Here is a 20,895-nt window from a genome sequence, read left to right as displayed (position 1 = left end):
CCGCGCCGACAAAGATAATGCCACCGCCGGATATCGGTTATTTGTTCGTGTCGTCTGTTTTCTGCCCCATGACGGAAAGATGTTGCTTCAGCAAATCTTCGGGTGGTGGCGGTAACTGCAAATAGTAACCTTGCTCGGTTAATGCCTGTTTAACCTTTTCAATATCGGCATTGACCAGTTTCTTCCGCCCATCCAGCGGAAGAATCATCGCTAACTGAGGCTGACCAAAACCTTTCATCAGTTCCTCAGGAACACGCGAAAAATCGTCTTTTTTTTCGACATATAAATAGGTCTGGTCACGCTTGCTGCTTCGATAAATCACACAAAACATACTTTTACTCTTTAAGATGCCAGGTTTTGGCATAAGCTAACATCAATGAAACCCGCGCCACAAGCCAGCCAGCTGTAGATTTCTACGGTTTGTTCAGTCCATGCCCCCTTTATAAGTAATCCCCCCGGCAAAAATGCCGCGCCGGGATTTAACCGAACACAGGAAAGCCACTGGAATTCTCCCGTGAAGGATTGTTATATTATAACAGTTCATCGTACTCATTCTGAACAGGAGACTACCAATGAAAATTAAGGGCATCAGTAAGGCTGTATTGTTGCTTGCACTGCTAACCTCCACGAGCTTTGCTGCGGGTAAGAATGTCAATGTTGAGTTCAGAAAAGGCCATAGCAGCGCTCAGTACTCCGGCGAAATAAAGGGATACGATTACGATACATATACCTTCTATGCCAAAAAAGGTCAGAAAGTGCACGTGAGTATCTCTAATGAAGGCGCTGATACTTACCTCTTCGGGCCAGGAATCGATGATTCTGTTGATTTATCCAGATATTCCCCAGAACTCGATAGTCACGGACAATACTCACTCCCTGCTTCTGGCAAATATGAGCTGCGAGTGCTGCAAACCCGAAACGACGCCCGTAAAAACAAAACTAAAAAATATAACGTCGATATTCAAATTAAGTAAATATCAACCGACGGGGACTCTCCCCGTCATAAACGTTAACGCCCCACTCCTCTCTGTCGCTTAAGAGGTTAATGACGAATAGAACATAATGTAAACAAGACATCACTCACGACACATAAATAACATCTTTGTGGTGGTTTGATTGATTTTTCCACTCCGCTTACCATTCACACCAAAATAACGATCATCACGACATAATTTTTCTTTAACATCGCAAAATACACCGTTAGAGAATGTAAATTCGCTGGGATCGTAACCTTGTACTGATTGTAAGTTTTCAGCGGCTTTTTCGCCGAGATATTTCCTTGTTAACTCTGGGGAAATGCCATCTGAGTTAACACAAATATACGGGTCGCAAACAACGCCGCACGCCGGAGATTGAAGTCCGCCAGCGTCATTTCCAGACGCCATTGATGAGAACATCATCCCCACACCTGACAATCCGATATAAAAAATACGCATCATATTCATAGCACATCCTGATAATCCAACCGTACAACACTTATGCTCATTTCATCATCAATCCGTAATCAAAACCGCTGACCTGGACGAGTTACGATGACCTGACAGAAGTATCAGACGTCTTCTGCGGTTTCTATGATAGAGCAATTCTGTGGCGGATATTAAGATAACGGGTATCTGTTCTTTAATGATGCTGCAAAAAATGGAAAGTTAAGAAAGCCTGGCGTGGTGAAAAAATACACTCGCCTAAACACTGGATATTTAAACAGGTCTGAAGATGCTGTCACGATTAGGGTGCGGAAAAAGGAAGCGTAAATAAGAACAATCAAAAGTACGACGGCAATGGGTTGATTGACAAGGGTATTTTTTAAGCTATGAATCAGCGCCATTTATCACAGAATAGACTTTTACTCTGAATAAATGGGAGGGTGACTTGCCTCAATATAATCCAGACTATAACATGCCTTATAGTCTTCGGAACATCATCGCGCGCTGGCGATGATTAATAGCTAATTGAGTAAGGCCAGGATGTCAAACACGCCAATCGAGCTTAAAGGCAGTAGCTTCACTTTATCTGTGGTTCATCTGCATGAGGCAGAACCTAAGGTTATTCATCAGGCGCTGGAAGACAAAATCGCTCAGGCCCCCGCATTTTTAAAACATGCCCCCGTTGTACTCAACGTCAGTGCACTGGAAGACCCGGTAAACTGGTCGGCGATGCATAAGGCGGTTTCGGCAACTGGTTTGCGGGTTATTGGCGTAAGTGGCTGCAAAGATGCGCAACTTAAAGCCGAAATTGAAAAGATGGGGCTGCCTATCCTGACGGAAGGAAAGGAAAAAGCGCCGCGTCCAGCTCCCGCACCGCAGGCTCCAGCGCAAAATACAACGCCGGTCACAAAAACGCGTTTAATTGATACCCCAGTGCGTTCCGGTCAGCGTATTTATGCTCCACAATGTGATCTGATTGTTACAAGCCACGTTAGCGCAGGGGCCGAATTGATTGCCGATGGTAACATTCATGTCTATGGCATGATGCGCGGTCGTGCGCTGGCAGGGGCAAGTGGTGACCGGGAAACGCAAATATTTTGTACGAACCTGATGGCGGAACTGGTGTCCATCGCAGGTGAATACTGGCTGAGTGATCAAATCCCAGCAGAATTTTATGGCAAAGCGGCACGACTGCAGTTAGTCGAAAACGCTTTGACCGTTCAACCGTTAAATTGATCCCTTTTTAACAAGGAATTTCTATGGCACGCATTATTGTTGTTACTTCGGGCAAAGGGGGTGTTGGTAAGACAACCTCCAGCGCGGCCATCGCCACTGGTTTGGCCCAGAAGGGAAAGAAAACTGTCGTGATAGATTTTGATATCGGCCTGCGTAATCTCGACCTGATTATGGGTTGTGAACGCCGGGTCGTTTACGATTTCGTCAACGTCATTCAGGGCGATGCAACGCTAAACCAGGCGTTAATTAAAGATAAACGTACTGAAAATCTCTATATTCTTCCGGCATCGCAAACTCGCGATAAAGATGCCCTCACTCGTGAAGGGGTCGCCAAAGTTCTTGATGATCTGAAAGCGATGGATTTTGAATTTATCGTTTGTGACTCCCCGGCAGGGATTGAAACCGGTGCGTTAATGGCACTCTATTTTGCAGACGAAGCCATTATTACCACCAACCCGGAAGTCTCCTCAGTACGCGACTCTGACCGTATTTTAGGCATTCTGGCGTCGAAATCACGCCGCGCAGAAAATGGCGAAGAGCCGATTAAAGAGCACCTGCTGTTAACGCGCTATAACCCAGGCCGCGTAAGCAGAGGTGACATGCTGAGCATGGAAGATGTGCTGGAGATCCTGCGCATCAAACTCGTCGGCGTGATCCCAGAGGATCAATCAGTATTGCGCGCCTCTAACCAGGGTGAACCGGTCATTCTCGACATTAACGCCGATGCGGGTAAAGCCTACGCAGATACCGTAGAACGTCTGTTGGGAGAAGAACGTCCTTTCCGCTTCATTGAAGAAGAGAAGAAAGGCTTCCTCAAACGCTTGTTCGGAGGATAAATTATGGCATTACTCGATTTCTTTCTCTCGCGGAAGAAAAACACAGCCAACATTGCAAAAGAACGGTTGCAGATTATTGTTGCTGAACGCCGTCGCAGCGATGCAGAACCGCATTATCTGCCGCAGTTGCGTAAAGATATTCTTGAGGTCATTTGTAAATATGTACAAATTGATCCTGAGATGGTAACCGTACAGCTTGAGCAAAAAGATGGCGATATTTCTATTCTTGAGCTGAACGTGACCTTACCGGAAGCAGAAGAGCTGAAATAAGCCCGCTGTAAAAGCGCATTTATCTTCAAGGCAGAGTCATCTCTGCCTTGAGTTTTTCATCCCTCTCATCCACGTTGTGGTAAAGCGGCGAGTATTCTTGCTGATACTATTCATTGCTATTTCCCCCTCCCCCTTTACACCTTAAGGCTGTTCCCACGCACAGAACAAAATGTTTACGCCTGGTTGAGTAAATAACCTTATCGTTAGCATGGGTATTCTGGGAGATGATAACCCCGCAATTTCATTATTCATTGTTCTCCCATAGGATGAGGTTTCCCGCCGTAACTGACGGGCTTTTTTTTTGCCCCAGAATTTTCCCTTTTAGCACCCGGTAAACAAAAACAGCGCCGAAACGCAGTTTAATCGTTGATGGTCAGAACGACCAGTTCACACCGGCCACCGCATTCCACGGGGACTCCACACCGGCACCACGGTTATACCCACCCCGAGATGCCCGCTTAACGTACTGCTGAATGAGGCTTTAATACCTGCCTGGTATATTCCACGTCTGCCCGACAAATCATTGACAAAATTACCGTCACTATTCACCTTCACCCGGTTATCATCGACAAATTCTTTGCGCATAGCCGCCTTCAGCCAGGGTTCAATTTCCATACCGTTCCCCAGACGCATGTTGTAACTCAGCGTTGCGCCCAGTTCACGATATATACTGCGGGTATCGACTGATTTCGATTCCATGCATTGGATAAATGATAGTAGCGTCTAAGTGACCTTAGCTCTGCTGCAACATCAGTCCGCAGGCACCAGACCAGGGGCTTCATCCTGAAGAGACAGCGCAAATGTATTGTGTTCACCGCTCATCAAAGACATCATGATGAAATGATGATATCCCGTATAAGAAAGAGGCATTTTTTAAACGCAGTGCGCTGAAGTGTTGTTGGATAAAAAATCACTCTTTTCTGATAATACTGTCGTACGCTTATTTTTCGACAATGAGGCCGTCCACAAAATAAAATGACTAATGTAATCGTTGCTAATGAATATCTTCTGCTCACATAACAATCACACAATAATATTGATAAATCAGATTATCTTACCTTTACAACATTGTATTAACAGCCAATGACACTTCTTGAATAAAATATTGTCAATCAATGAGTTATTTCTCATTTGAGATTATTCTCATTCCCGTAAAAAACATAATTCCTATCATCACAGTCACGCTCATTTTGAATTATCTGAATAATAGCGAGCGTTCTTTAGTTAAGCAGATCTTAATTGAAGACGAAATTATTGTGTGTGCAACTTACTTAATACCGGACAACTAAGTTGAAGAAAAAAATACTCGCCTTCGGGCTTATCTCAGCATTGTTCTGCTCCACGCCAGCAATGGCGGATATGAATCGCACCACGAAAGGTGCATTGCTAGGTGCAGGCGTTGGTTTACTTACTGGCAATGGTGTTAATGGCGTACTGAAAGGTGCAGCTGTTGGCGCTGGTGTTGGTGCAGTAACAGAAAAAGGCCGCGACGGTAAAAATGCGCGTAAAGGTGCAAAAGTGGGTGCCGCCGTTGGTGCTGTCACTGGCGTTCTGACCGGCAATGGCCTCGAAGGGGCGATTAAAGGTGCCGTGATTGGCGGTACGGGTGGTGCAATTCTGGGTAAAATGAAATAAGGAATGATGATGAAAAAATTTGCTTTACTGGCGGGTCTGTTTGTTTTCGCACCAATGACCTGGGCGCAGGACTACAATATTAAGAACGGTTTGCCATCAGAAACCTATATTACTTGCGCAGAAGCCAACGAAATGGCAAAAACTGACAGCGCACAGGTTGCAGAAATTGTTGCGGTAATGGGTAATGCCAGCGTTGCCAGCCGTGATTTAAAAATTGAGCAATCTCCGGAACTGAGCGCCAAAGTGGTAGAAAAACTGAATCAGGTTTGCGCTAAAGATCCGCAAATGCTGTTGATCACGGCAATTGATGACACCATGCGTGCTATCGGCAAAAAATAATATTTCATATGTTACCGCGTCGATGAATTCGACGCGGTTTTTTAGCTAACGGGCAGGATCAGAACTTATATTTCAGGCCCACCATCATTGCGGTGTCATTGTAGCCATTATCACCCAGCTGCACGCCCACATTACCCCAGACGCTGGCCGCCGGATTCAGATTGCCATTTACGCCATGTTTCATTTCCCCCAGATTACGCGCCCCGTCTTGTTCAACTTTCACACCGTTTATTGAGACAGCAAAATCTTTACTGTTATGGATCCCGTTCATTTCAACAAAAGGTTCAAAGTCGTCACCGTGCGGACCGCTGTTTTCTCCTGAGTACGAATAAAGGTGTGGAAACCAAGTCGGCTCTGGATATTGTTATTTGCGTCATTCTCAATACGTGAGCCATTGGCTTCCGTGTGCACATTATGATCGACGCCCATCCAGATGGCCTGTGCCGAGGTCGTTCTCAACTGTCCGTTGCTGTCACGCCAGGCATTATGCCCGCCAATTTGACGTAGCCAAAATCGGCTTGAACGCTCCTGTTCAGTTACAGGATCGATGTAACGCGTTTCACCTGCACGATCGTTCAGACGCATAACAAAAAGAGTGTTAGCGGCTGCCAGGTTGGCGACGTAACTGCCAGCTTCGGGTCGCAGGACGGGGGTAGACGTTTCTGTTGATTCTGAAGTGACATTGGAAAAAAATAACTCTCTACCATTGTATATTTTTGCAATGGGGGCTTTAGTGCCATTTGTTGTAATAGAACTTTTTTATATCAATGTTACCTTGTCGAATAGCAACTGCATAACTTCCATCAGCCACAGTTTCAAGTACCACATAATCTAAATTAATATATGCTTTTTTCCCATTAGCATAAGCACCATAGCTATTAATACCATTAGTTGTTATGGAACCACCATTCATTTTTAAATCAGCACGGCTAATAACTTCGTAACTGTTAGAATCACAAACTTCATCATCTACAGCATCGACACATGTTCGAGACTCTCCAGGACTTGAACATGCAAGAACTCCTACTGCATTTTTCCCCATAGGTAACAATGTTCGTTTTATCTGTAGTTTCAAGACTGGTGTTATTTTCCACAGTCCCAGAATCATTAATCTGACTTAAAAGTCCCGCTGAATATGCCCCCTCGTCTCGACTGAATTATCACCATTCATAACGATGGTGCCACCAAATTCACTGACTACTGCGCTGGCTGTTATCCCTCCATTTTCTTTGTCAGATACGCTTTCAGAGCGTCTTAATATTGCTATCGCTTATATATAATACTTTGTTTTGGCTATCAACAGAAATACCATAAGATCCATCACCACTAGTCATCACACTGGCATTATGTATATATCCAGTTACATCGTCATCCACTTTCACAGCATGGCTTTCGTCTTAAGTGATTAGATACTCCCCATTACTTGTAGAAGTATTATTTTTGATTTCAATCGGTGATTCTTCATCGGTTATATAGGAAATTATACTATAAATATCCAACAATTGTGTTACATATGCATTACCCACCGCCAGAGCAATAAGTCCTAAACTAAATCCGGGGAGTTTTTTCAGTTTCATAGATTAACCATCCATTCATTGGATTAACAAACATTCCTGCTCAAATAACCTATGAGTTCAGATTACCAAAACGGAAGGCAAAGATAAAAACAAAAGCACAAGAAATTTAAATAGATAAACAGCGACAATATTTAAATAATAAATAAGCCAGCATTATCATTTTTAGCTTATTTTCATGACATTGATCACTTTGGGGTAACTATTTTGTTTAATAAATAACTCTTCGACATCAAAATTATCAACAGTTGCCATGGAAATTATTTCACTGATATATAAAACAACTGTGATAACACCAGGGTTGACAACTATTTGTGCAATAATTCCTTTCCTTCAATGATCCAGGGGTTCACTGCCAGCAACCCATTCAGCCGCATACTGGCAGTGAGAAACTGAAAGATTAGTGCTGATCCCGGTGGCTGACGAGTCTTTCCCTTAATCGATTAACCAGATTGATCGCCAGCCAAACCAGGGCATTAAGCAAATTTATCGTCACAAGCACTTCTCCCAGCCCGGTGCTGGGTTTTGCAATAAGGATGACCAGGAGAGTGATCAGCATAAATGCAATGGAAAAGATGATATAGAGAGTGAAATAATCCAGATTATTACTATTGTTCATGCTACTAATGGCAATCCAGTCAAAACTTTCACACAATTATAGCAAACAAAAGAATGAACAATAGTAACAAGAGGCAACGAGCTAATTAGCTGTCTATAATTACACCGCACCATGGCCTTGCTGATCAATTTTCACTCAACCACAATCTTCACCTTCGGTTTAGAAAGGATAATCTTGACCAGGTCGATGTATGTAACAGGTTTATAGAAATAATAACCCTGCTGAAATGTGATATTATTTTGGTTCAGATAGTCAAATTGTTCTTTCGTTTCGACACCTTCAGCGACGATACTGATCGAAAGTTTACGCGCCAGATCCAATACACAATCCAGAATTCGGGTTGATGCTGGGTCTGCGTTGACGCGGCCAACGAAACTATGATCAATTTTGATATAATCAATATGCAAGTCATGCAGATAAGAAAGCCCTGAGTAACCAGTATCGAAATCATCCAGCGCGATGACAAAACCATTTTCATGCAGAATGTTCAACCGCTGAACCAGACTTTCATCAACATTTAATGGCTCACGCTCGGTGACTTCCAGAACAAGGTTTAAATCGCGGCGGGTAAAACTGTCACGGTAATTTAAGCACTCGTCGACAAACGTCGGCGAAATAATATGCGAGGCGCTAAAATTAATCCCAATATGAAAACCTTCCGGCAGTTTACTCGCGATAGCGTTCATCTGTCTGGCAACCTGATTCATCAGGCTTTGCGTAAGCGGAACGATTAATCCGCATTTTTCAGCAAGTGGAATAAATGCCGCGGGTGATATATATCCACCGTGAGGTTGTTTCCAGCGGGCTAACACCTCAACTCCCCGCAATGTCCCTTCCCGACCATTTACCACAGGTTGGTAAAAAGGGACGATCTCCCCATTATTTATAGCCCGTCGCAGGATCTCTTCAGGCGTTGCGCTTTTATTGAAATACCTATCAAGCAGGAAGGCAGCGGCGCAGGCGATTAACAGAATAAATATCAAAATCCCAAAGCCTTTATCGATAAGTCTGTAGAAGCTAAAGAGACGTTCATTCGCTCGCGCTGGGGTCTACAGAGAGCATGGTAGAGAGCATCACAAATATCCACGCCGAAGATAAAATTTTCTCCAACTTCATCTAGCCTATTAATTTTTTAGCACAATGTAGGCAGAATTAAACAAATTAGGCGGGATATCAGGCGTCAAGAATGGAAAACGAGCGCTCTCCATTCCTGTTTGCCCTCTGATATTGCGGATATATTAAGAAAGCATAACGCCTGAAATGCTCACTTTGCATCAGCATAGTGATACAGCTGATGTTTATTCAAAAACCTTACTCAAGTTTTAAGAGAGCACAGATTCCCTGTCATTAATAATGATATCCGTTAGTGTAGTCTTATGCATTTCAATGTACTGCAAGATTTGCAGATAGAGATCAGAAAGAATAACACTGGTCTCATCTTTTAAACGCAAGCGTAAAGCCTGAGCAATAATATGACTATCAACATATCCATGTGTCATGAACACCTCCCTCTCGAGATTTTTAAACAAAGCACATTGAAAAATAAATCTCTCTGGGATTGAATTATTCATGTCAGCCTCGCAGGAATAGTGATCCAATAAAATTATGCTGTGTATAGTCTAAAGCGACAGACAAAAATAAGATGAATGAGTTTTCTATAAACTTATACTTTATAATTAAAAGTTACATATCATCAGCTGTGTATCGCAACACGATTTCCAGTGTTTTTCTAATCACATCAGCTTTGAGAATATCACTTGTTGTTTCCAGGGAGTGTATCAGACTTAAGATAATATTTTTATTATTAACATTATCGCCTGAAAGCATTAAATTGGTCACAGCCTGCCCTAACACAGCAGACTCTTCTTCTAACAAATTACCTGAACTACGAAAGTAACTTGATAACGCTTTATCAGATATTGCATTATGAATAGTAGTATCTTCAAGCATGGTAACCTCTCATCTTACTTATGAAATTTTAATGTATTCTGTTTATTTTCTTACCAGTGAACATACTTTTATTGTCAGCTATCGCTGTTCTTCGGTTTGGCCCTCCTGTATCACTGTTGCTAAAATCACGAATTATGCTGTCAATTAAATCTCGTCGGAAAGTATTTTCCTCAGCCGATTTCATTACGAGTAATTGCTTAATAAGAGTCTGCAACGAAAAATTTATCTTCATGCGCAGTATCTGGAGCACCGCCTGGCCAGTAATTTCATATTTTATACTTTCATTATCAGATGTCTTCATAACGACTTCATAGCTAACCTGTTAAATAATCAGGCTGTTGCATTATTCAAAAAGCAACCCAATTAGTGCATTATAATGTTTCTGTTCCTCTTCCCCTGTCGCTTGTTCCAGCCGGCAAAGAAGTTTGGCACAAAGCGACTTTCGACTCAGATTACGTCCATCTTTCAAAATCTCAGTCACAATTTCCCCGAGAGTTTCCTGCTGAGTAGGCAAGTTAGCTTTTGCAAAGTAACGAGTGATTGCTCCTGCAGAATCTGAAGTCACTGAATTTTGATGCATGCTACGCCTCTGTTAAAAATGTTAATCAATGTTAAGTGAGGTAACAATAGCAAACTTGTACGAAATATGTGTACAGAATGATAAATTAATTTTTCGCAATTAGTGCTAATTCATATAAAACAATGCATTACGATAAAACATATTGCATCATTTAAATGACAACCTATACAGGTTTTTTCGCCAAACCGTCTTCAACCTTTTCCACTTTTTATCAATGTAAAGAAACGGTTATGTTTTGGTATTAAAAGAAAGACACAAGAAGATATGTCTGTTACCGTCTTACTCTCGCCTCGCCCATTACCCTGGATTGTTAATGCTTACCACCCTTATTTATCGTAGCCATATACGTGGCGACGAACCTGTCAAAAAAATTGAAGAAATGGTTTCGATAGCAAATCGCAGGAACATGCGGTCTGACGTAACAGGGATCTTACTGTTTAATGGTTCTCATTTTTTCCAGCTTCTGGAAGGTCCGGAAGAACAGGTTCAAATGATATATCGGGCCATATGCCAGGATCCACGGCACTATAATATTGTTGAACTGTTGTGCGATTACGCGCCTGCTCGCCGTTTTGGCAAAGCAGGAATGGAATTATTTGATTTACGCCTGCACGAGCGAGATGACGTTTTACAGGCCGTATTCGACAAAGGCACATCAAAATTTCAGCTAACTTATGATGACAGAGCGCTACAATTTTTTCGTACTTTTGTCCTTGCAACTGAACAATCAACCTATTTCGAGATTCCTGCTGAAGACTCCTGGCTTTTTATCGCTGACGGATCTGATAAAGAACTTGATTCTTGTACCCTTTCATCAAATATAAACGACCACTTTGCCTTTCATCCTATTGTCGACCCTTTATCGCGGCGGATAATCGCTTTTGAAGCCATTGTGCAAAAAAATGAAGACAGCCCGTCAGCTATAGCGGTTGGGCAGCGTAAAGACGAGGAAATCTACACAGCGGATCTCAAAAGTAAGGCGCTTGCATTTGCGATGGCACACGCACTTAAGCTCGGTGATAAAATGATTTCAATCAATCTATTACCTATGACCCTGGTTAACAAACCTGACGCAGTCTCTTTTTTACTTGATGAAATAAAGGCCAATGCTCTGGTACCTGAACAAATCATCGTTGAATTTACTGAAAGTGAAGTCATATCTCGGTTTGATGAGTTTGCCGAAGCGGTTAAATCGCTAAAGGCGGCCGGTATCAGTGTAGCAATTGATCATTTTGGCGCAGGTTTTGCTGGTTTGTTACTCCTGTCACGCTTCCAGCCTGACAGAATTAAAATCAGTCAGGAATTGATTACCAATGTTCATAAAAGCGGACCACGGCAGGCAATTATTCAGGCGATCATGAAATGCTGTACATCACTTGAAATTCAAGTCTCTGCTATGGGCGTGGCAACACCAGAAGAGTGGATGTGGCTTGAATCTGCAGGAATTGAGATGTTTCAGGGAGATCTGTTTTCCAAAGCTAAATTGAATGGTATCCCTTCAGTTGCGTGGCCGGAGAAAAAATAATTTTCAGCACATTATTTCGCATGATTTCTGGAAATCATCGTGAAAATGAATACGTTATGTTTTAATTTAATCCACATTAAAAATAATGTTTCATCCAATTTAGCTGAAATCTTATTTATACTTTGTACAATTTTAGCATATATTGTACAAAGTATTATTGGGTCGTGTAGAGGCGACGGAGATTTATGATCGCAAGGAGGAATTGTGGCTTATTACAGCATTGGTGATGTTGCTGAACGTTGCGGGATTAATCCTGTCACTCTCCGGGCCTGGCAACGCCGCTACGGTTTGTTAAAACCACAACGCAGTGAAGGCGGACACCGACTCTTTGATGAAGAAGACATACAACGCATCGAAGAGATTAAGCGTTGGATAAGTAATGGCGTTCCTGTAGGCAAAGTTAAAGCATTACTGGAAACTACCAGCCAGGATACGCAAGATGACTGGAACCGCCTGCAAGAAGAGATGATGTCAATTCTTCGTATGGCTAATCCAGCCAAACTACGCGCGCGAATTATTTCACTGGGTCGAGAGTACCCAGTAGATCAATTGATTAATCATGTTTACCTTCCTGTTCGCCAGCGTCTCGTGCTTGATCACAACACCTCCCGCATTATGAGCAGTATGTTTGACGGCGCATTAATTGAATACGCAGCGGCCTCACTTTTCGAAATGCGCCGTAAGCCCGGTAAAGAGGCCATTCTGATGGCGTGGAATGTTGAAGAGAGAGCACGATTGTGGCTGGAAGCATGGCGTTTATCATTGTCAGGATGGCACATTTCTGTTCTTGCTGATCCCATTGAATCGCCGCGCCCGGAACTGTTCCCAACGCAAACATTGATTGTCTGGACAGGCATGGCACCAACGAGAAGGCAAAACGAACTTTTACAACACTGGGGTGAGCAAGGTTATAAAGTCATCTTTCATGCCCCCTAAATTCACCTTTATCCCGCCCCTTAGACAGAATGTTATAATCTGAACCCACAACAGCGTTTGTAGCGGAGCTGGTCCGTTGCAAAATGCCCACCGGGAGAATTCAGGTAATCCCCCTTTCACACTTTGTACATATCACAGCCAAAGGACAGACCAGATTGAAGTGGTAAAACCGATCGTGCACACTACGCAGTCTCACACCTAACAAGAGGTTATTATCCTGATGGATCAGGTCGTTGTTTTTCAAAAGATGTTTGAGCAAGTGAGAAAAGAGCAAAACTTCTCCTGGTTTTATTCAGAATTAAAACATCACCGTATTGCACATTACATTTATTATCTGGCTACGGATAACATCAGAATTATTACTCACGATGACACGGTTTTGTTATTAAGAGGAACCAGGAACCTGTTAAAAGTTAGTACGACCAAGAACCCAGCTAAAATAAAAGAGGCCGCATTGCTTCATATTCGCGGAAAATCTACATTTCGGGAATACTGTTCAACACTGGCAGGCGCTGGCGTTTTCCGGTGGGTTACTGATGTTAATCATAACAAACGCAGTTACTACGCCATTGATAATACGCTTTTATATATTGAAGATGTAGAAAATAATAAACCATTAATCTAGCTAAAGTTGGGAGCTTAAAAAATGCTTCATAATTCAGTAAGGCATTAGCATAATGGAAATAAAAGTGCAGAGACTATCCCTATGGATGATTAATACTGTCTTTTTATTGCTCCCCATAAATAATCACCAGACCAATACGATCAAATTGATATTTGAAATGTGTTCACTTGACTTTTGATACGTTATTTTATAACGGTTAACATATTTATAAAAACAACGGGCGTGTTATACGCCCGTTATAATATTTAACACATGTGGTAATTACATATTTTTGATGATCGCGTCACCAAACTCGCTGCATTTCAGCAGTTTAGCGCCTTCCATCAGACGTTCGAAGTCATAGGTTACGGTCTTGGCGTTGATTGCGCCTTCCATACCTTTAACAATCAGGTCTGCGGCTTCAGTCCAGCCCATATGGCGCAGCAGTATATAAAAACATTAAGTTTAAGCCATTGATATTTAATAATAAAAATTATTTTATTGTTTTTTTATTAGCCAAAATCAACTTTATTCAACCATTTGATTTCATTGACGTTCGTTTTTATTTTGGGGAAAGGTTTTATCTACCATTTATATCAAAATTACAAGTCTACATTTTATTAACATCTCAATACATGTGAGGCCTTGCAGACCTTTGTGAGAGCTTATGTGTCTCAGTTTTGTCCCACCTTTTATTACGACTTGCATAGCCAATGAAGATAAATGTAGTTAATGCCTGTTATGAGCGAGGAGTGGACGTAAAAGAATTTTTAAAAATTTAAGGCTTACTAAGGTAACAAGTATCAGAGAATCTCATGAACCTATTGCTGCGTCCTAGCAGAACGAAATTTCTCTCTACTTAATACTAAAATTGTTTTATATTTTTCGTAGTCTTTTGTCACTAAGTTTGTTCGTACTTGATATAATTTTTAAAAATGGCTTTCGAAATCTCGTTCGAATGTCGTAGGACTTACAACCAAATCATGTACAGCGTCAACTAAATGCTGTGCTAATGAATATTTGAATTGGAGTGACTGCAAGTTTTCTTTATTGATTAATTTATATTTATCAGGGTCCACAGTATTTCCTTCATTATTGAAGGGATAGATCCATTGTCCATGTGCTAGCTTGTTTCGTATTTCTATCAGGATTCGTAGCTCATTCGACAAAACATCATGTAATGCTGCTCTTCGTGCGGCATGTGCTATCCCAAGAGTCCTTTCATCCAGCAGGAAACAAACTAATCCCTGTTTTGGGCCTCAAAGATGTTAATGATAATCATTTTCATTCTGTATAGGTTATGCTATAAAACATAGCCGTTGCTATGTTTGTTCTAATTTTGCTCACTATAGGTACTAAATTATGCGCTCAATAAAAAAAGTAACCATGCTCTTGGGGGGCCTCGCACTCACCTGCTCGATCGCATTTCAGGCAAGTGCAACTGAAAAATTTAAGGTCATTACAACATTTACCATCATCGCGGATATGGCCAAAAACGTGGCGGGAGATGCTGCAGAAGTCTCATCCATAACCAAGCCTGGTGCAGAAATTCATGAGTATCAGCCTACCCCTGGCGATATTAAACGTGCGCAGGGGGCACAACTGATTCTCGCCAATGGTATGAATCTGGAATTGTGGTTCCAACGCTTTTACCAGCATCTCAATGGGGTTCCAGAAGTAATTGTCTCTTCGGGTGTGACGCCTGTAGGGATCACCGAAGGACCCTATGAGGGCAAACCTAACCCCCATGCATGGATGTCGCCAGATAATGCTCTGATTTACGTCGATAATATTCGTGATGCGTTGATAAAATACGATCCGGCAAATGCACAAACCTACCAACGCAATGCCGATACTTATAAAGCCAAGATTACCCAAACCCTTGCCCCCCTGCGTAAGCAGATTACGGAACTCCCTGAGAATCAGCGATGGATGGTCACCAGTGAAGGGGCTTTTTCTTATCTCGCACGCGATTTGGGGCTAAAAGAGCTTTATCTGTGGCCGATTAATGCCGATCAACAAGGAACACCGCAGCAGGTACGTAAGGTTGTTGATATAGTTAAGAAAAATCATATCCCGGCAGTCTTTAGCGAGAGTACGATTTCCGATAAACCAGCGCGTCAGGTTGCGCGTGAAACCGGCGCACACTACGGCGGTGTGCTCTATGTCGATTCCCTGAGCACAGAAAACGGCCCGGTACCGACGTATATCGACCTTCTTAAGGTTACTACCAGTACGCTGGTACAGGGAATTAAAGCCGGGAAAAGGGAGAAATAATGATGCAATCTGCAGGCATTGTCGTTAATGATGTTGCTGTCACCTGGCATAACGGGCACACAGCACTGCGCGATGCATCCTTCACAGTACCAAGTGGATCTATTGCCGCTCTGGTTGGGGTAAACGGTTCCGGAAAATCGACGTTGTTTAAAGCGATTATGGGATTTGTGCGTCTGACCAGCGGAAAGATATCTGTTCTGGGTATTCCCACGCGACAGGCGTTACAGAAAAACCTGGTTGCCTACGTCCCTCAGTCAGAAGAGGTTGACTGGTCATTTCCTGTACTGGTGGAAGATGTGGTGATGATGGGCCGCTATGGGCATATGGGTATGTTGCGTATCGCCAAAAAGAGGGATCGTCAAATTGTCACCGATGCGCTGGAACGTGTCGATATGGTGAATTTTCGCCATCGACAAATCGGCGAGCTTTCCGGTGGACAAAAGAAACGCGTCTTTCTGGCGAGAGCGATTGCACAGCAGGGTGATGTGATCCTGCTGGATGAACCTTTTACTGGCGTTGATGTGAAAACCGAAGCCAAAATCATCAGCCTGTTGAGGGAGTTACGCGCGGAAGGCAAAACGATGCTTGTCTCAACACACAATCTCGGATCCGTCACGACATTTTGCGATTATACGGTCATGGTCAAAGGCACCGTCCTGGCAAGCGGGCCGACAGACACCACTTTTACAGCCGAGAACCTAGAGCTGGCTTTTAGCGGCGTACTGCGCCATGTCACACTTAACGGCTCGGAAGAAAGCATTATTACTGACGATGAACGCCCTTTTGTGGCTCATCGACCGTCAGCGGTGCAGAGGGAAGAAAGATGAACGTGCTACTGGAACCCTTCAGCTATGAATATATGCTCAATGCGATGTGGGTCTCGGCGATGGTCGGCGGTCTCTGCGCTTTCCTGTCATGCTATCTGATGCTAAAAGGCTGGTCGCTGATTGGCGATGCGTTGTCGCACTCTATTGTCCCGGGTGTTGCGGGGGCATATATGCTGGGGCTTCCGTTTTCTCTGGGAGCCTTCTTTTCCGGCGGACTGGCTGCGGGCAGCATGCTGTTTCTTAACCAACGCACCCGCTTAAAAGAAGATGCCATCATCGGTCTGATCTTCTCGTCCTTTTTTGGCCTGGGGCTGTTTATGGTGTCATTGAACCCGACATCTGTGAACATTCAGACCATCGTCCTGGGCAATATTCTGGCAATCGATCCGGCGGATATCCTGCAACTCACTATCATTGGCATTCTCTCGATCATCGTGCTTTTTTTCAAATGGAAAGATCTTATGGTGACCTTTTTCGACGAGAATCACGCCCGTGCTATTGGATTGCATCCGGGCAGATTAAAACTCCTCTTCTTCACCCTGCTGTCGGTTTCGACCGTTGCGGCGCTGCAAACGGTTGGTGCCTTTCTGGTGATCTGTCTGGTGGTGACTCCCGGAGCAACAGCATGGTTGTTAACCGATCGTTTTCCCCGCCTGCTCATGATTGCTGTAACTATTGGCAGTGTAACCAGTTTCCTCGGCGCGTGGGTCAGTTACTTTCTGGACGGCGCGACAGGTGGAATCATCGTGGTGGCGCAGACACTGCTGTTTCTTTTAGCATTTGTCTTTGCGCCCACCCATGGGCTTTTGGCAAATCGTCGGCGTGCGCATAAGGCGCTGGAGGATCGCTCATGATGGCATTATTACTGGAGCCACTGCAGTTCACCTTTATGAGTCACGCACTGCTGATTTCACTGGTAGTTTCCATACCCTGTGCGCTGCTGTCGGTCTTTCTGGTCCTGAAAGGCTGGGCACTGATGGGTGACGCGATGAGTCATGCGGTTTTTCCTGGCATCGTGCTTGCCTGGATTCTGGGGTTACCTTTGGCTACAGGGGCATTCGTCGCCGGAGTATTCTGCGCGGTGGCGACGGGATACCTGAAAGACAACAGCCGAATCAAGCAAGATACAGTGATGGGGATTGTTTTTTCTGGCATGTTTGCCGCAGGTCTGATTTTGTATATTGCAGTCAAACCAGACGTACATCTTGACCATATTCTTTTCGGCGACATGCTCGGGATAACCATCGGCGATATAATCCAGACGGTGATTATTGCTGGGCTGGTTACACTTGTTATTAGCGTAAAATGGCGAGATTTTTTGCTGTTCAGCTTTGATTATCAACAGGCGCAGGTAAGCGGTTTGCATACGAGATGGCTGCATTATGGGCTGCTGTGCATGGTCTCTCTGACCATTGTGGCGACGCTGAAAGCGGTAGGTATCATTCTCTCCATTTCTCTGCTCATTGCGCCTGGCGCCATTGCGGTACTCCTGACACAACGCTTTTATATTGCGCTCCTACTGGCGACTGGCATATCGGTAATAGTGTCAATGACCGGTGTCTGGCTGTCCTTTTTTATCGACAGCGCACCAGCTCCGACGATTGTCGTCTTATTCGCGGTCGCGTTCATCATGACGTTTACCGTTACCAGCATCAACGCACGCACAAAGGGAAACGCCCATACACAGGATCTGTTATCACCCAATTAGCACAACATCCGAGGACAGCAACACCCGATACTTTTTCCTGGCTTCCAGCAACGGGGTTTCTTCCTCCGTTGCATATACAGCTCACCTTTTTTCACCCACGATTAACCAACAGCCAGACCAGCAGACACGCCACCACCGGCACAGCAAAATCCATCAGGCTTGCCACATCCCAAGCACGCGGATCAAAACCGCCCCACCACGGCATATTCATTCGCTTGCCATGCCCGAACATTTCAATCCAGCGATATTCTGCCTGGGTATGTTCACGCGCAATGAAGAACGTACAACCGGCTATCGCTCCGTAAGCCCAGTTCCCGGTAAAAAGACCAACCAGTACCTGCGCAGCCACAGCACAAAGCGCGTGAAGGAAAGGTGTTATATCCATTACTCCTCCTTTATCCAATATCGCTTCGGGAAGTTAATAACAACTTTAATTCTGACTCAAGTTCATCAACTCTTTCAGTCAGCTTCTGGATATGGTGAATCAGTGGAACAACCAGACGTTCGTACATTACGCCTTCGGCAACAAGGCCATTGCTGGAAATAGCTTCAGGGGGCATCATTCTCGTTAGCTGGTCGCCAGTGTACAAACTGAGGGGCAATTTCTCCCACTTCCTCGGCAATCAATCCGTAGAATCCCCAGTCACGCCTGTCATTTTCGCATTGCGACCTGTACCACACAGGGCGCATCCTGAAAATGAGATCGGCGTGCTCTGAATCTATCGTCTCTACTGAATGTTTATAGCGGATAGACGATGTTGACCGCAGCACAGACGAAATTGCGGGGTCAGGATTAAGATAAAGGTTTGCCGCCGCTGTAGTCGTGCCCAATCCCCATAAATAAAACGCTTCACGGCCAGTCAGCGGGTAAAAATCTCCACCATAATTACCGCTTTCCAGAGCATTCACTTCCAGTTTGTTTTTCAGCTTATTATCCACTTCAGTTTTTGTGTATCTGGAGCTGATATCCTGCTTTGCACTGGTCATCTCAGTCTGAAGCGTTGATACTTTTCCGCTAATTGAGGAAATATCTTCCTTAGCTTTACTGACATCTCCCTTCAGCGTGGTGATATCTCCCGGAATTACTGTCGATGTAGCCATTTGTCTCCCTCACATCCAGCCACGAAGTTGATGTTCAACAACAACCGCGTATTCATCGAATAATGACGATATTTGCGTATCATTAATGATGCGTACGTTTACAAAATATCCATCTTCCTTAACACATACCGGTTCGCCATCTTCAGTCAGTTCTCCGGTTTCTTTGTACACATTACCTATCACGTCAATAAGAATATCATCCTGCATCGACTCTTCGTCATAATAGCCAGTGCTATCCATAAAGGCCGAAAAGTCGGTCCTGTCTGCAAATTTGAGTGTTAAATCTTTCATTTAATACTCTCCCCCATTTGTGCCTCAGTTAATTCTTTATGCCAAATGCGTAAATTTTTCACATGACCGAACAGGTGTCTGTTGCCACTGGATGATTGTCCACCGATATTAATATTACCGGCAGTATAACGTTGCAATGTATGCAGAGACGGGGAGCTGCCACCTAAAATTCCATCAACAACAACCTGCAACTGTTTATCTTCTGTAAACTTAAAGCCAGTAACAAATTTCCTTTTCTCTCTATTCCCATATGCTTTATATTCTGTTTTTGTTCCTTTGCCATTGGTGATAATTAGCCTTTTACCACGAGTGGTAAAACCAAAATACATATAACTTTCATCAGAAACTTCAGTCGTCGCCCCTGTAATTGAGATATTAAGCAAACGCGCAGAGCCTTCTAAATTAGGCATTTCAGAATCCCAATTAACATTAACTTCCATGAGAACACTAACTGGTGGAGTTGCCCAATTGAAAGGTATAGGTATGATTACCTGGTCACTTGCTCTCGTGGCACCGACCTCTGTTGTGATGATAAAAGATGACGCGTTTAGTCCCTTTTCGAATTGAGGGGTTGTTAACATTAATTTATCGCCAGACTTGATTGATCGTTGATGTGCTCCAAACTCAAAACGCCCATACATATTTTTTGCTTCTGGTGATTTGTAGGTAAACTCAACACGAATCCATCCATTAGACTCTCTGAATATGTTATAAGTTGCCGCCTCACCTCCAGAATAACTCAACATATCGCCAGTCTCGCAATCAATATATGCGCCAGCGGTCAGTGTGTTACTTGAGCCATCGTCGTTAACATATGATATTCTTGGACGCAACGTGATAATACCATCCCCACTTACTTTTTTAACTCTGCAGGATAAAGTAACTGATTCATTTGCCGAAACTGAAATAACCCTGGTATATCCAGTAGAAATTAATGTCGCCCTTTCAGTTGTGGATGTTTCTTTAACGCCAAACAAACCATAACTGAAACCATACTCATCAACTCCCGTGGTAATAGTTAAGTTAGCAGTGTCATAGTTCCACGATACTGGTGTATTCGTATAAGAAAAAGTATTCGTTCTCTGACCTTCAATGAGCAGACCATCTTTTTCAAAACGTGGTTCATTTATCGCTGATTCAGCAAAACACCCAGACTTATCTAT

At 43.6% G+C, this 20,895-nt stretch carries 28 protein-coding genes and 5 pseudogenes; 15 read left to right on the top strand and 18 right to left on the bottom strand.

Features of this window, described 5'->3' with window-relative positions; translation table 11 throughout:
* Positions 1–37: 37 nt before the first annotated feature.
* On the bottom strand, positions 38–331 hold the full coding sequence (locus tag ACJHYO_RS09250) for a YcgL domain-containing protein (protein WP_001295992.1): 294 nt from the start codon (positions 329–331) through the stop codon (positions 38–40).
* A 241-nt stretch (positions 332–572) separates the two neighbouring features.
* On the opposite strand from ACJHYO_RS09250, the gene pliG reads away from it, so the two are divergent.
* Positions 573–974, top strand: a complete 402-nt coding sequence (gene pliG / locus ACJHYO_RS09245) for a g-type lysoyme inhibitor PliG (protein WP_000693755.1) — start codon at positions 573–575, stop codon at positions 972–974.
* Positions 975–1,076: 102 nt separating this feature from the next.
* On the opposite strand, the gene ACJHYO_RS09240 is transcribed toward pliG, so the two are convergent.
* Entirely contained in the window at positions 1,077–1,445 is a 369-nt protein-coding gene (locus ACJHYO_RS09240) for a YcgJ family protein (RefSeq protein WP_001056847.1), read from the bottom strand.
* Positions 1,446–1,964: 519 nt separating this feature from the next.
* Here ACJHYO_RS09240 and minC point away from each other — a divergent pair.
* The 3 genes from minC to minE are packed head-to-tail and all read left to right on the top strand — an operon-like array spanning position 1,965 to position 3,766.
* Positions 1,965–2,660 carry a septum site-determining protein MinC gene (gene minC / locus ACJHYO_RS09235; RefSeq protein WP_000072536.1) on the top strand — a complete coding sequence of 232 codons (696 nt, stop codon included), beginning with the start codon at positions 1,965–1,967 and terminating at the stop codon, positions 2,658–2,660.
* Between the two features lie 23 nt (positions 2,661–2,683).
* Positions 2,684–3,496 carry a septum site-determining protein MinD gene (minD, locus tag ACJHYO_RS09230; protein WP_000101055.1) on the top strand — a complete coding sequence of 271 codons (813 nt, stop codon included), beginning with the start codon at positions 2,684–2,686 and terminating at the stop codon, positions 3,494–3,496.
* A gap of 3 nt (positions 3,497–3,499) precedes the next feature.
* Positions 3,500–3,766, top strand: a complete 267-nt coding sequence (minE, locus tag ACJHYO_RS09225; RefSeq protein ID WP_001185665.1) for a cell division topological specificity factor MinE — start codon at positions 3,500–3,502, stop codon at positions 3,764–3,766.
* 373 nt (positions 3,767–4,139) lie between these two features.
* Here minE and ACJHYO_RS09220 read toward each other — a convergent pair.
* The 3 genes and pseudogenes from ACJHYO_RS09220 to ACJHYO_RS09210 form a co-directional block, all read right to left on the bottom strand.
* Positions 4,140–4,482 (bottom strand): annotated as a pseudogene (locus tag ACJHYO_RS09220) (autotransporter outer membrane beta-barrel domain-containing protein); the annotation flags it as partial.
* Between the two features lie 34 nt (positions 4,483–4,516).
* Positions 4,517–4,636, bottom strand: a complete 120-nt coding sequence (locus ACJHYO_RS09215) for a hypothetical protein (RefSeq protein WP_001131454.1) — start codon at positions 4,634–4,636, stop codon at positions 4,517–4,519.
* Entirely contained in the window at positions 4,597–4,782 is a 186-nt protein-coding gene (locus tag ACJHYO_RS09210; protein ID WP_001334509.1) for a hypothetical protein, read from the bottom strand. The genes ACJHYO_RS09215 and ACJHYO_RS09210 overlap by 40 nt, the downstream gene beginning before the upstream one ends.
* A gap of 99 nt (positions 4,783–4,881) precedes the next feature.
* On the opposite strand from ACJHYO_RS09210, the gene ACJHYO_RS09205 reads away from it, so the two are divergent.
* Genes ACJHYO_RS09205 through ACJHYO_RS09195 form a run of 3 tightly spaced genes read left to right on the top strand, consistent with a single transcriptional unit; the run spans position 4,882 to position 5,740 of the window.
* Entirely contained in the window at positions 4,882–5,055 is a 174-nt protein-coding gene (locus ACJHYO_RS09205; protein ID WP_000120100.1) for a hypothetical protein, read from the top strand.
* A 1-nt stretch (position 5,056) separates the two neighbouring features.
* On the top strand, positions 5,057–5,401 hold the full coding sequence (locus ACJHYO_RS09200) for a YMGG-like glycine zipper-containing protein (protein ID WP_000726974.1): 345 nt from the start codon (positions 5,057–5,059) through the stop codon (positions 5,399–5,401).
* 3 nt (positions 5,402–5,404) lie between these two features.
* A complete protein-coding gene (locus ACJHYO_RS09195; RefSeq protein ID WP_000979977.1) occupies positions 5,405–5,740 on the top strand; it encodes a YmgD family protein in 336 nt (111 codons plus the stop codon).
* Positions 5,741–5,798: 58 nt separating this feature from the next.
* Here the strand turns inward: ACJHYO_RS09195 and ACJHYO_RS09190 are convergent.
* The 9 genes and pseudogenes from ACJHYO_RS09190 to ycgZ form a co-directional block, all read right to left on the bottom strand.
* Positions 5,799–6,427, bottom strand: a pseudogene (locus ACJHYO_RS09190) (autotransporter outer membrane beta-barrel domain-containing protein); the annotation flags it as partial.
* Between the two features lie 43 nt (positions 6,428–6,470).
* Positions 6,471–6,848, bottom strand: coding sequence for a hypothetical protein (locus ACJHYO_RS09185; protein WP_374122206.1), 378 nt, complete (start codon positions 6,846–6,848; stop codon positions 6,471–6,473).
* 289 nt (positions 6,849–7,137) lie between these two features.
* Positions 7,138–7,317 carry a hypothetical protein gene (locus tag ACJHYO_RS09180; protein WP_001304450.1) on the bottom strand — a complete coding sequence of 60 codons (180 nt, stop codon included), beginning with the start codon at positions 7,315–7,317 and terminating at the stop codon, positions 7,138–7,140.
* 397 nt (positions 7,318–7,714) lie between these two features.
* Complete coding sequence (gene ymgF / locus ACJHYO_RS09175) at positions 7,715–7,933, bottom strand: cell division-associated protein YmgF (protein ID WP_001065862.1); 219 nt, start codon at positions 7,931–7,933, stop codon at positions 7,715–7,717.
* Between the two features lie 131 nt (positions 7,934–8,064).
* Positions 8,065–8,958, bottom strand: a pseudogene (locus tag ACJHYO_RS09170) (cyclic diguanylate phosphodiesterase); the annotation flags it as partial.
* Between the two features lie 297 nt (positions 8,959–9,255).
* Positions 9,256–9,504 (bottom strand): protein YmgC, encoded by a 249-nt coding sequence (ymgC, locus tag ACJHYO_RS09165; RefSeq protein WP_001065750.1) that lies wholly within the window; start codon positions 9,502–9,504, stop codon positions 9,256–9,258.
* A gap of 112 nt (positions 9,505–9,616) precedes the next feature.
* Complete coding sequence (ariR, locus tag ACJHYO_RS09160) at positions 9,617–9,883, bottom strand: biofilm/acid-resistance regulator AriR (protein ID WP_000888771.1); 267 nt, start codon at positions 9,881–9,883, stop codon at positions 9,617–9,619.
* Positions 9,884–9,911: 28 nt separating this feature from the next.
* Positions 9,912–10,184, bottom strand: a complete 273-nt coding sequence (locus ACJHYO_RS09155; RefSeq protein WP_000858013.1) for a hypothetical protein — start codon at positions 10,182–10,184, stop codon at positions 9,912–9,914.
* 42 nt (positions 10,185–10,226) lie between these two features.
* Positions 10,227–10,463 carry a regulatory protein YcgZ gene (gene ycgZ, locus ACJHYO_RS09150; RefSeq protein ID WP_000554153.1) on the bottom strand — a complete coding sequence of 79 codons (237 nt, stop codon included), beginning with the start codon at positions 10,461–10,463 and terminating at the stop codon, positions 10,227–10,229.
* Between the two features lie 313 nt (positions 10,464–10,776).
* Here ycgZ and bluF point away from each other — a divergent pair, with 313 nt between their 5' ends.
* The 4 genes from bluF (at position 10,777) to ACJHYO_RS09130 (ending at position 13,727) form a co-directional block, all read left to right on the top strand.
* Complete coding sequence (gene bluF, locus ACJHYO_RS09145; RefSeq protein ID WP_001298110.1) at positions 10,777–11,988, top strand: blue light-responsive regulator BluF; 1,212 nt, start codon at positions 10,777–10,779, stop codon at positions 11,986–11,988.
* Positions 11,989–12,192: 204 nt separating this feature from the next.
* Positions 12,193–12,924, top strand: coding sequence for a DNA-binding transcriptional repressor BluR (gene bluR, locus ACJHYO_RS09140; protein WP_000332310.1), 732 nt, complete (start codon positions 12,193–12,195; stop codon positions 12,922–12,924).
* Between the two features lie 220 nt (positions 12,925–13,144).
* Positions 13,145–13,549 carry a DUF1398 domain-containing protein gene (locus ACJHYO_RS09135; protein WP_000373104.1) on the top strand — a complete coding sequence of 135 codons (405 nt, stop codon included), beginning with the start codon at positions 13,145–13,147 and terminating at the stop codon, positions 13,547–13,549.
* 52 nt (positions 13,550–13,601) lie between these two features.
* Complete coding sequence (locus ACJHYO_RS09130; protein ID WP_001445545.1) at positions 13,602–13,727, top strand: hypothetical protein; 126 nt, start codon at positions 13,602–13,604, stop codon at positions 13,725–13,727.
* 83 nt (positions 13,728–13,810) lie between these two features.
* On the opposite strand, the pseudogene ACJHYO_RS09125 reads toward ACJHYO_RS09130, so the two are convergent.
* Positions 13,811–13,978 (bottom strand): annotated as a pseudogene (locus ACJHYO_RS09125) (isocitrate/isopropylmalate family dehydrogenase); the annotation flags it as partial.
* Positions 13,979–14,890: 912 nt separating this feature from the next.
* Between ACJHYO_RS09125 and sitA the strand changes: the two are divergent.
* From sitA to sitD, 4 genes are read left to right on the top strand one after another with little or no spacing between them, the layout of a single operon-like run.
* Positions 14,891–15,805 (top strand): iron/manganese ABC transporter substrate-binding protein SitA, encoded by a 915-nt coding sequence (gene sitA / locus ACJHYO_RS09120; protein WP_001256622.1) that lies wholly within the window; start codon positions 14,891–14,893, stop codon positions 15,803–15,805.
* Complete coding sequence (sitB, locus tag ACJHYO_RS09115; protein WP_000983701.1) at positions 15,805–16,632, top strand: iron/manganese ABC transporter ATP-binding protein SitB; 828 nt, start codon at positions 15,805–15,807, stop codon at positions 16,630–16,632. The genes sitA and sitB overlap by 1 nt, the downstream gene beginning before the upstream one ends.
* The gene (gene sitC, locus ACJHYO_RS09110) at positions 16,629–17,486 is read left to right on the top strand and encodes an iron/manganese ABC transporter permease subunit SitC (RefSeq protein ID WP_001101732.1); all 858 of its coding nucleotides are present in this window, start codon (positions 16,629–16,631) and stop codon (positions 17,484–17,486) included. The genes sitB and sitC overlap by 4 nt, the downstream gene beginning before the upstream one ends.
* On the top strand, positions 17,483–18,340 hold the full coding sequence (gene sitD, locus ACJHYO_RS09105) for an iron/manganese ABC transporter permease subunit SitD (protein ID WP_022296427.1): 858 nt from the start codon (positions 17,483–17,485) through the stop codon (positions 18,338–18,340). Before sitC ends, sitD begins: the two co-directional genes overlap by 4 nt.
* Before the next feature lie 91 nt (positions 18,341–18,431).
* Here the strand turns inward: sitD and ACJHYO_RS09100 are convergent, their stop codons facing one another.
* The 3 genes and pseudogenes from ACJHYO_RS09100 to ACJHYO_RS09090 all read right to left on the bottom strand — a co-directional run bounded on the left by ACJHYO_RS09100 (position 18,432) and on the right by ACJHYO_RS09090 (position 19,732).
* On the bottom strand, positions 18,432–18,725 hold the full coding sequence (locus ACJHYO_RS09100) for a hypothetical protein (RefSeq protein WP_000355609.1): 294 nt from the start codon (positions 18,723–18,725) through the stop codon (positions 18,432–18,434).
* A 10-nt stretch (positions 18,726–18,735) separates the two neighbouring features.
* Positions 18,736–19,441 (bottom strand): annotated as a pseudogene (locus ACJHYO_RS09095) (tail fiber domain-containing protein).
* A gap of 9 nt (positions 19,442–19,450) precedes the next feature.
* Complete coding sequence (locus ACJHYO_RS09090; RefSeq protein ID WP_022296425.1) at positions 19,451–19,732, bottom strand: hypothetical protein; 282 nt, start codon at positions 19,730–19,732, stop codon at positions 19,451–19,453.
* Positions 19,733–20,895: the final 1,163 nt, after the last annotated feature.

Source organism: Escherichia sp. WS1118 (assembly GCF_046487695.1).
GTDB classification, from domain to species: domain Bacteria; phylum Pseudomonadota; class Gammaproteobacteria; order Enterobacterales; family Enterobacteriaceae; genus Escherichia; species Escherichia coli.
This window is presented reverse-complemented; position numbering and strand designations above follow the sequence as displayed.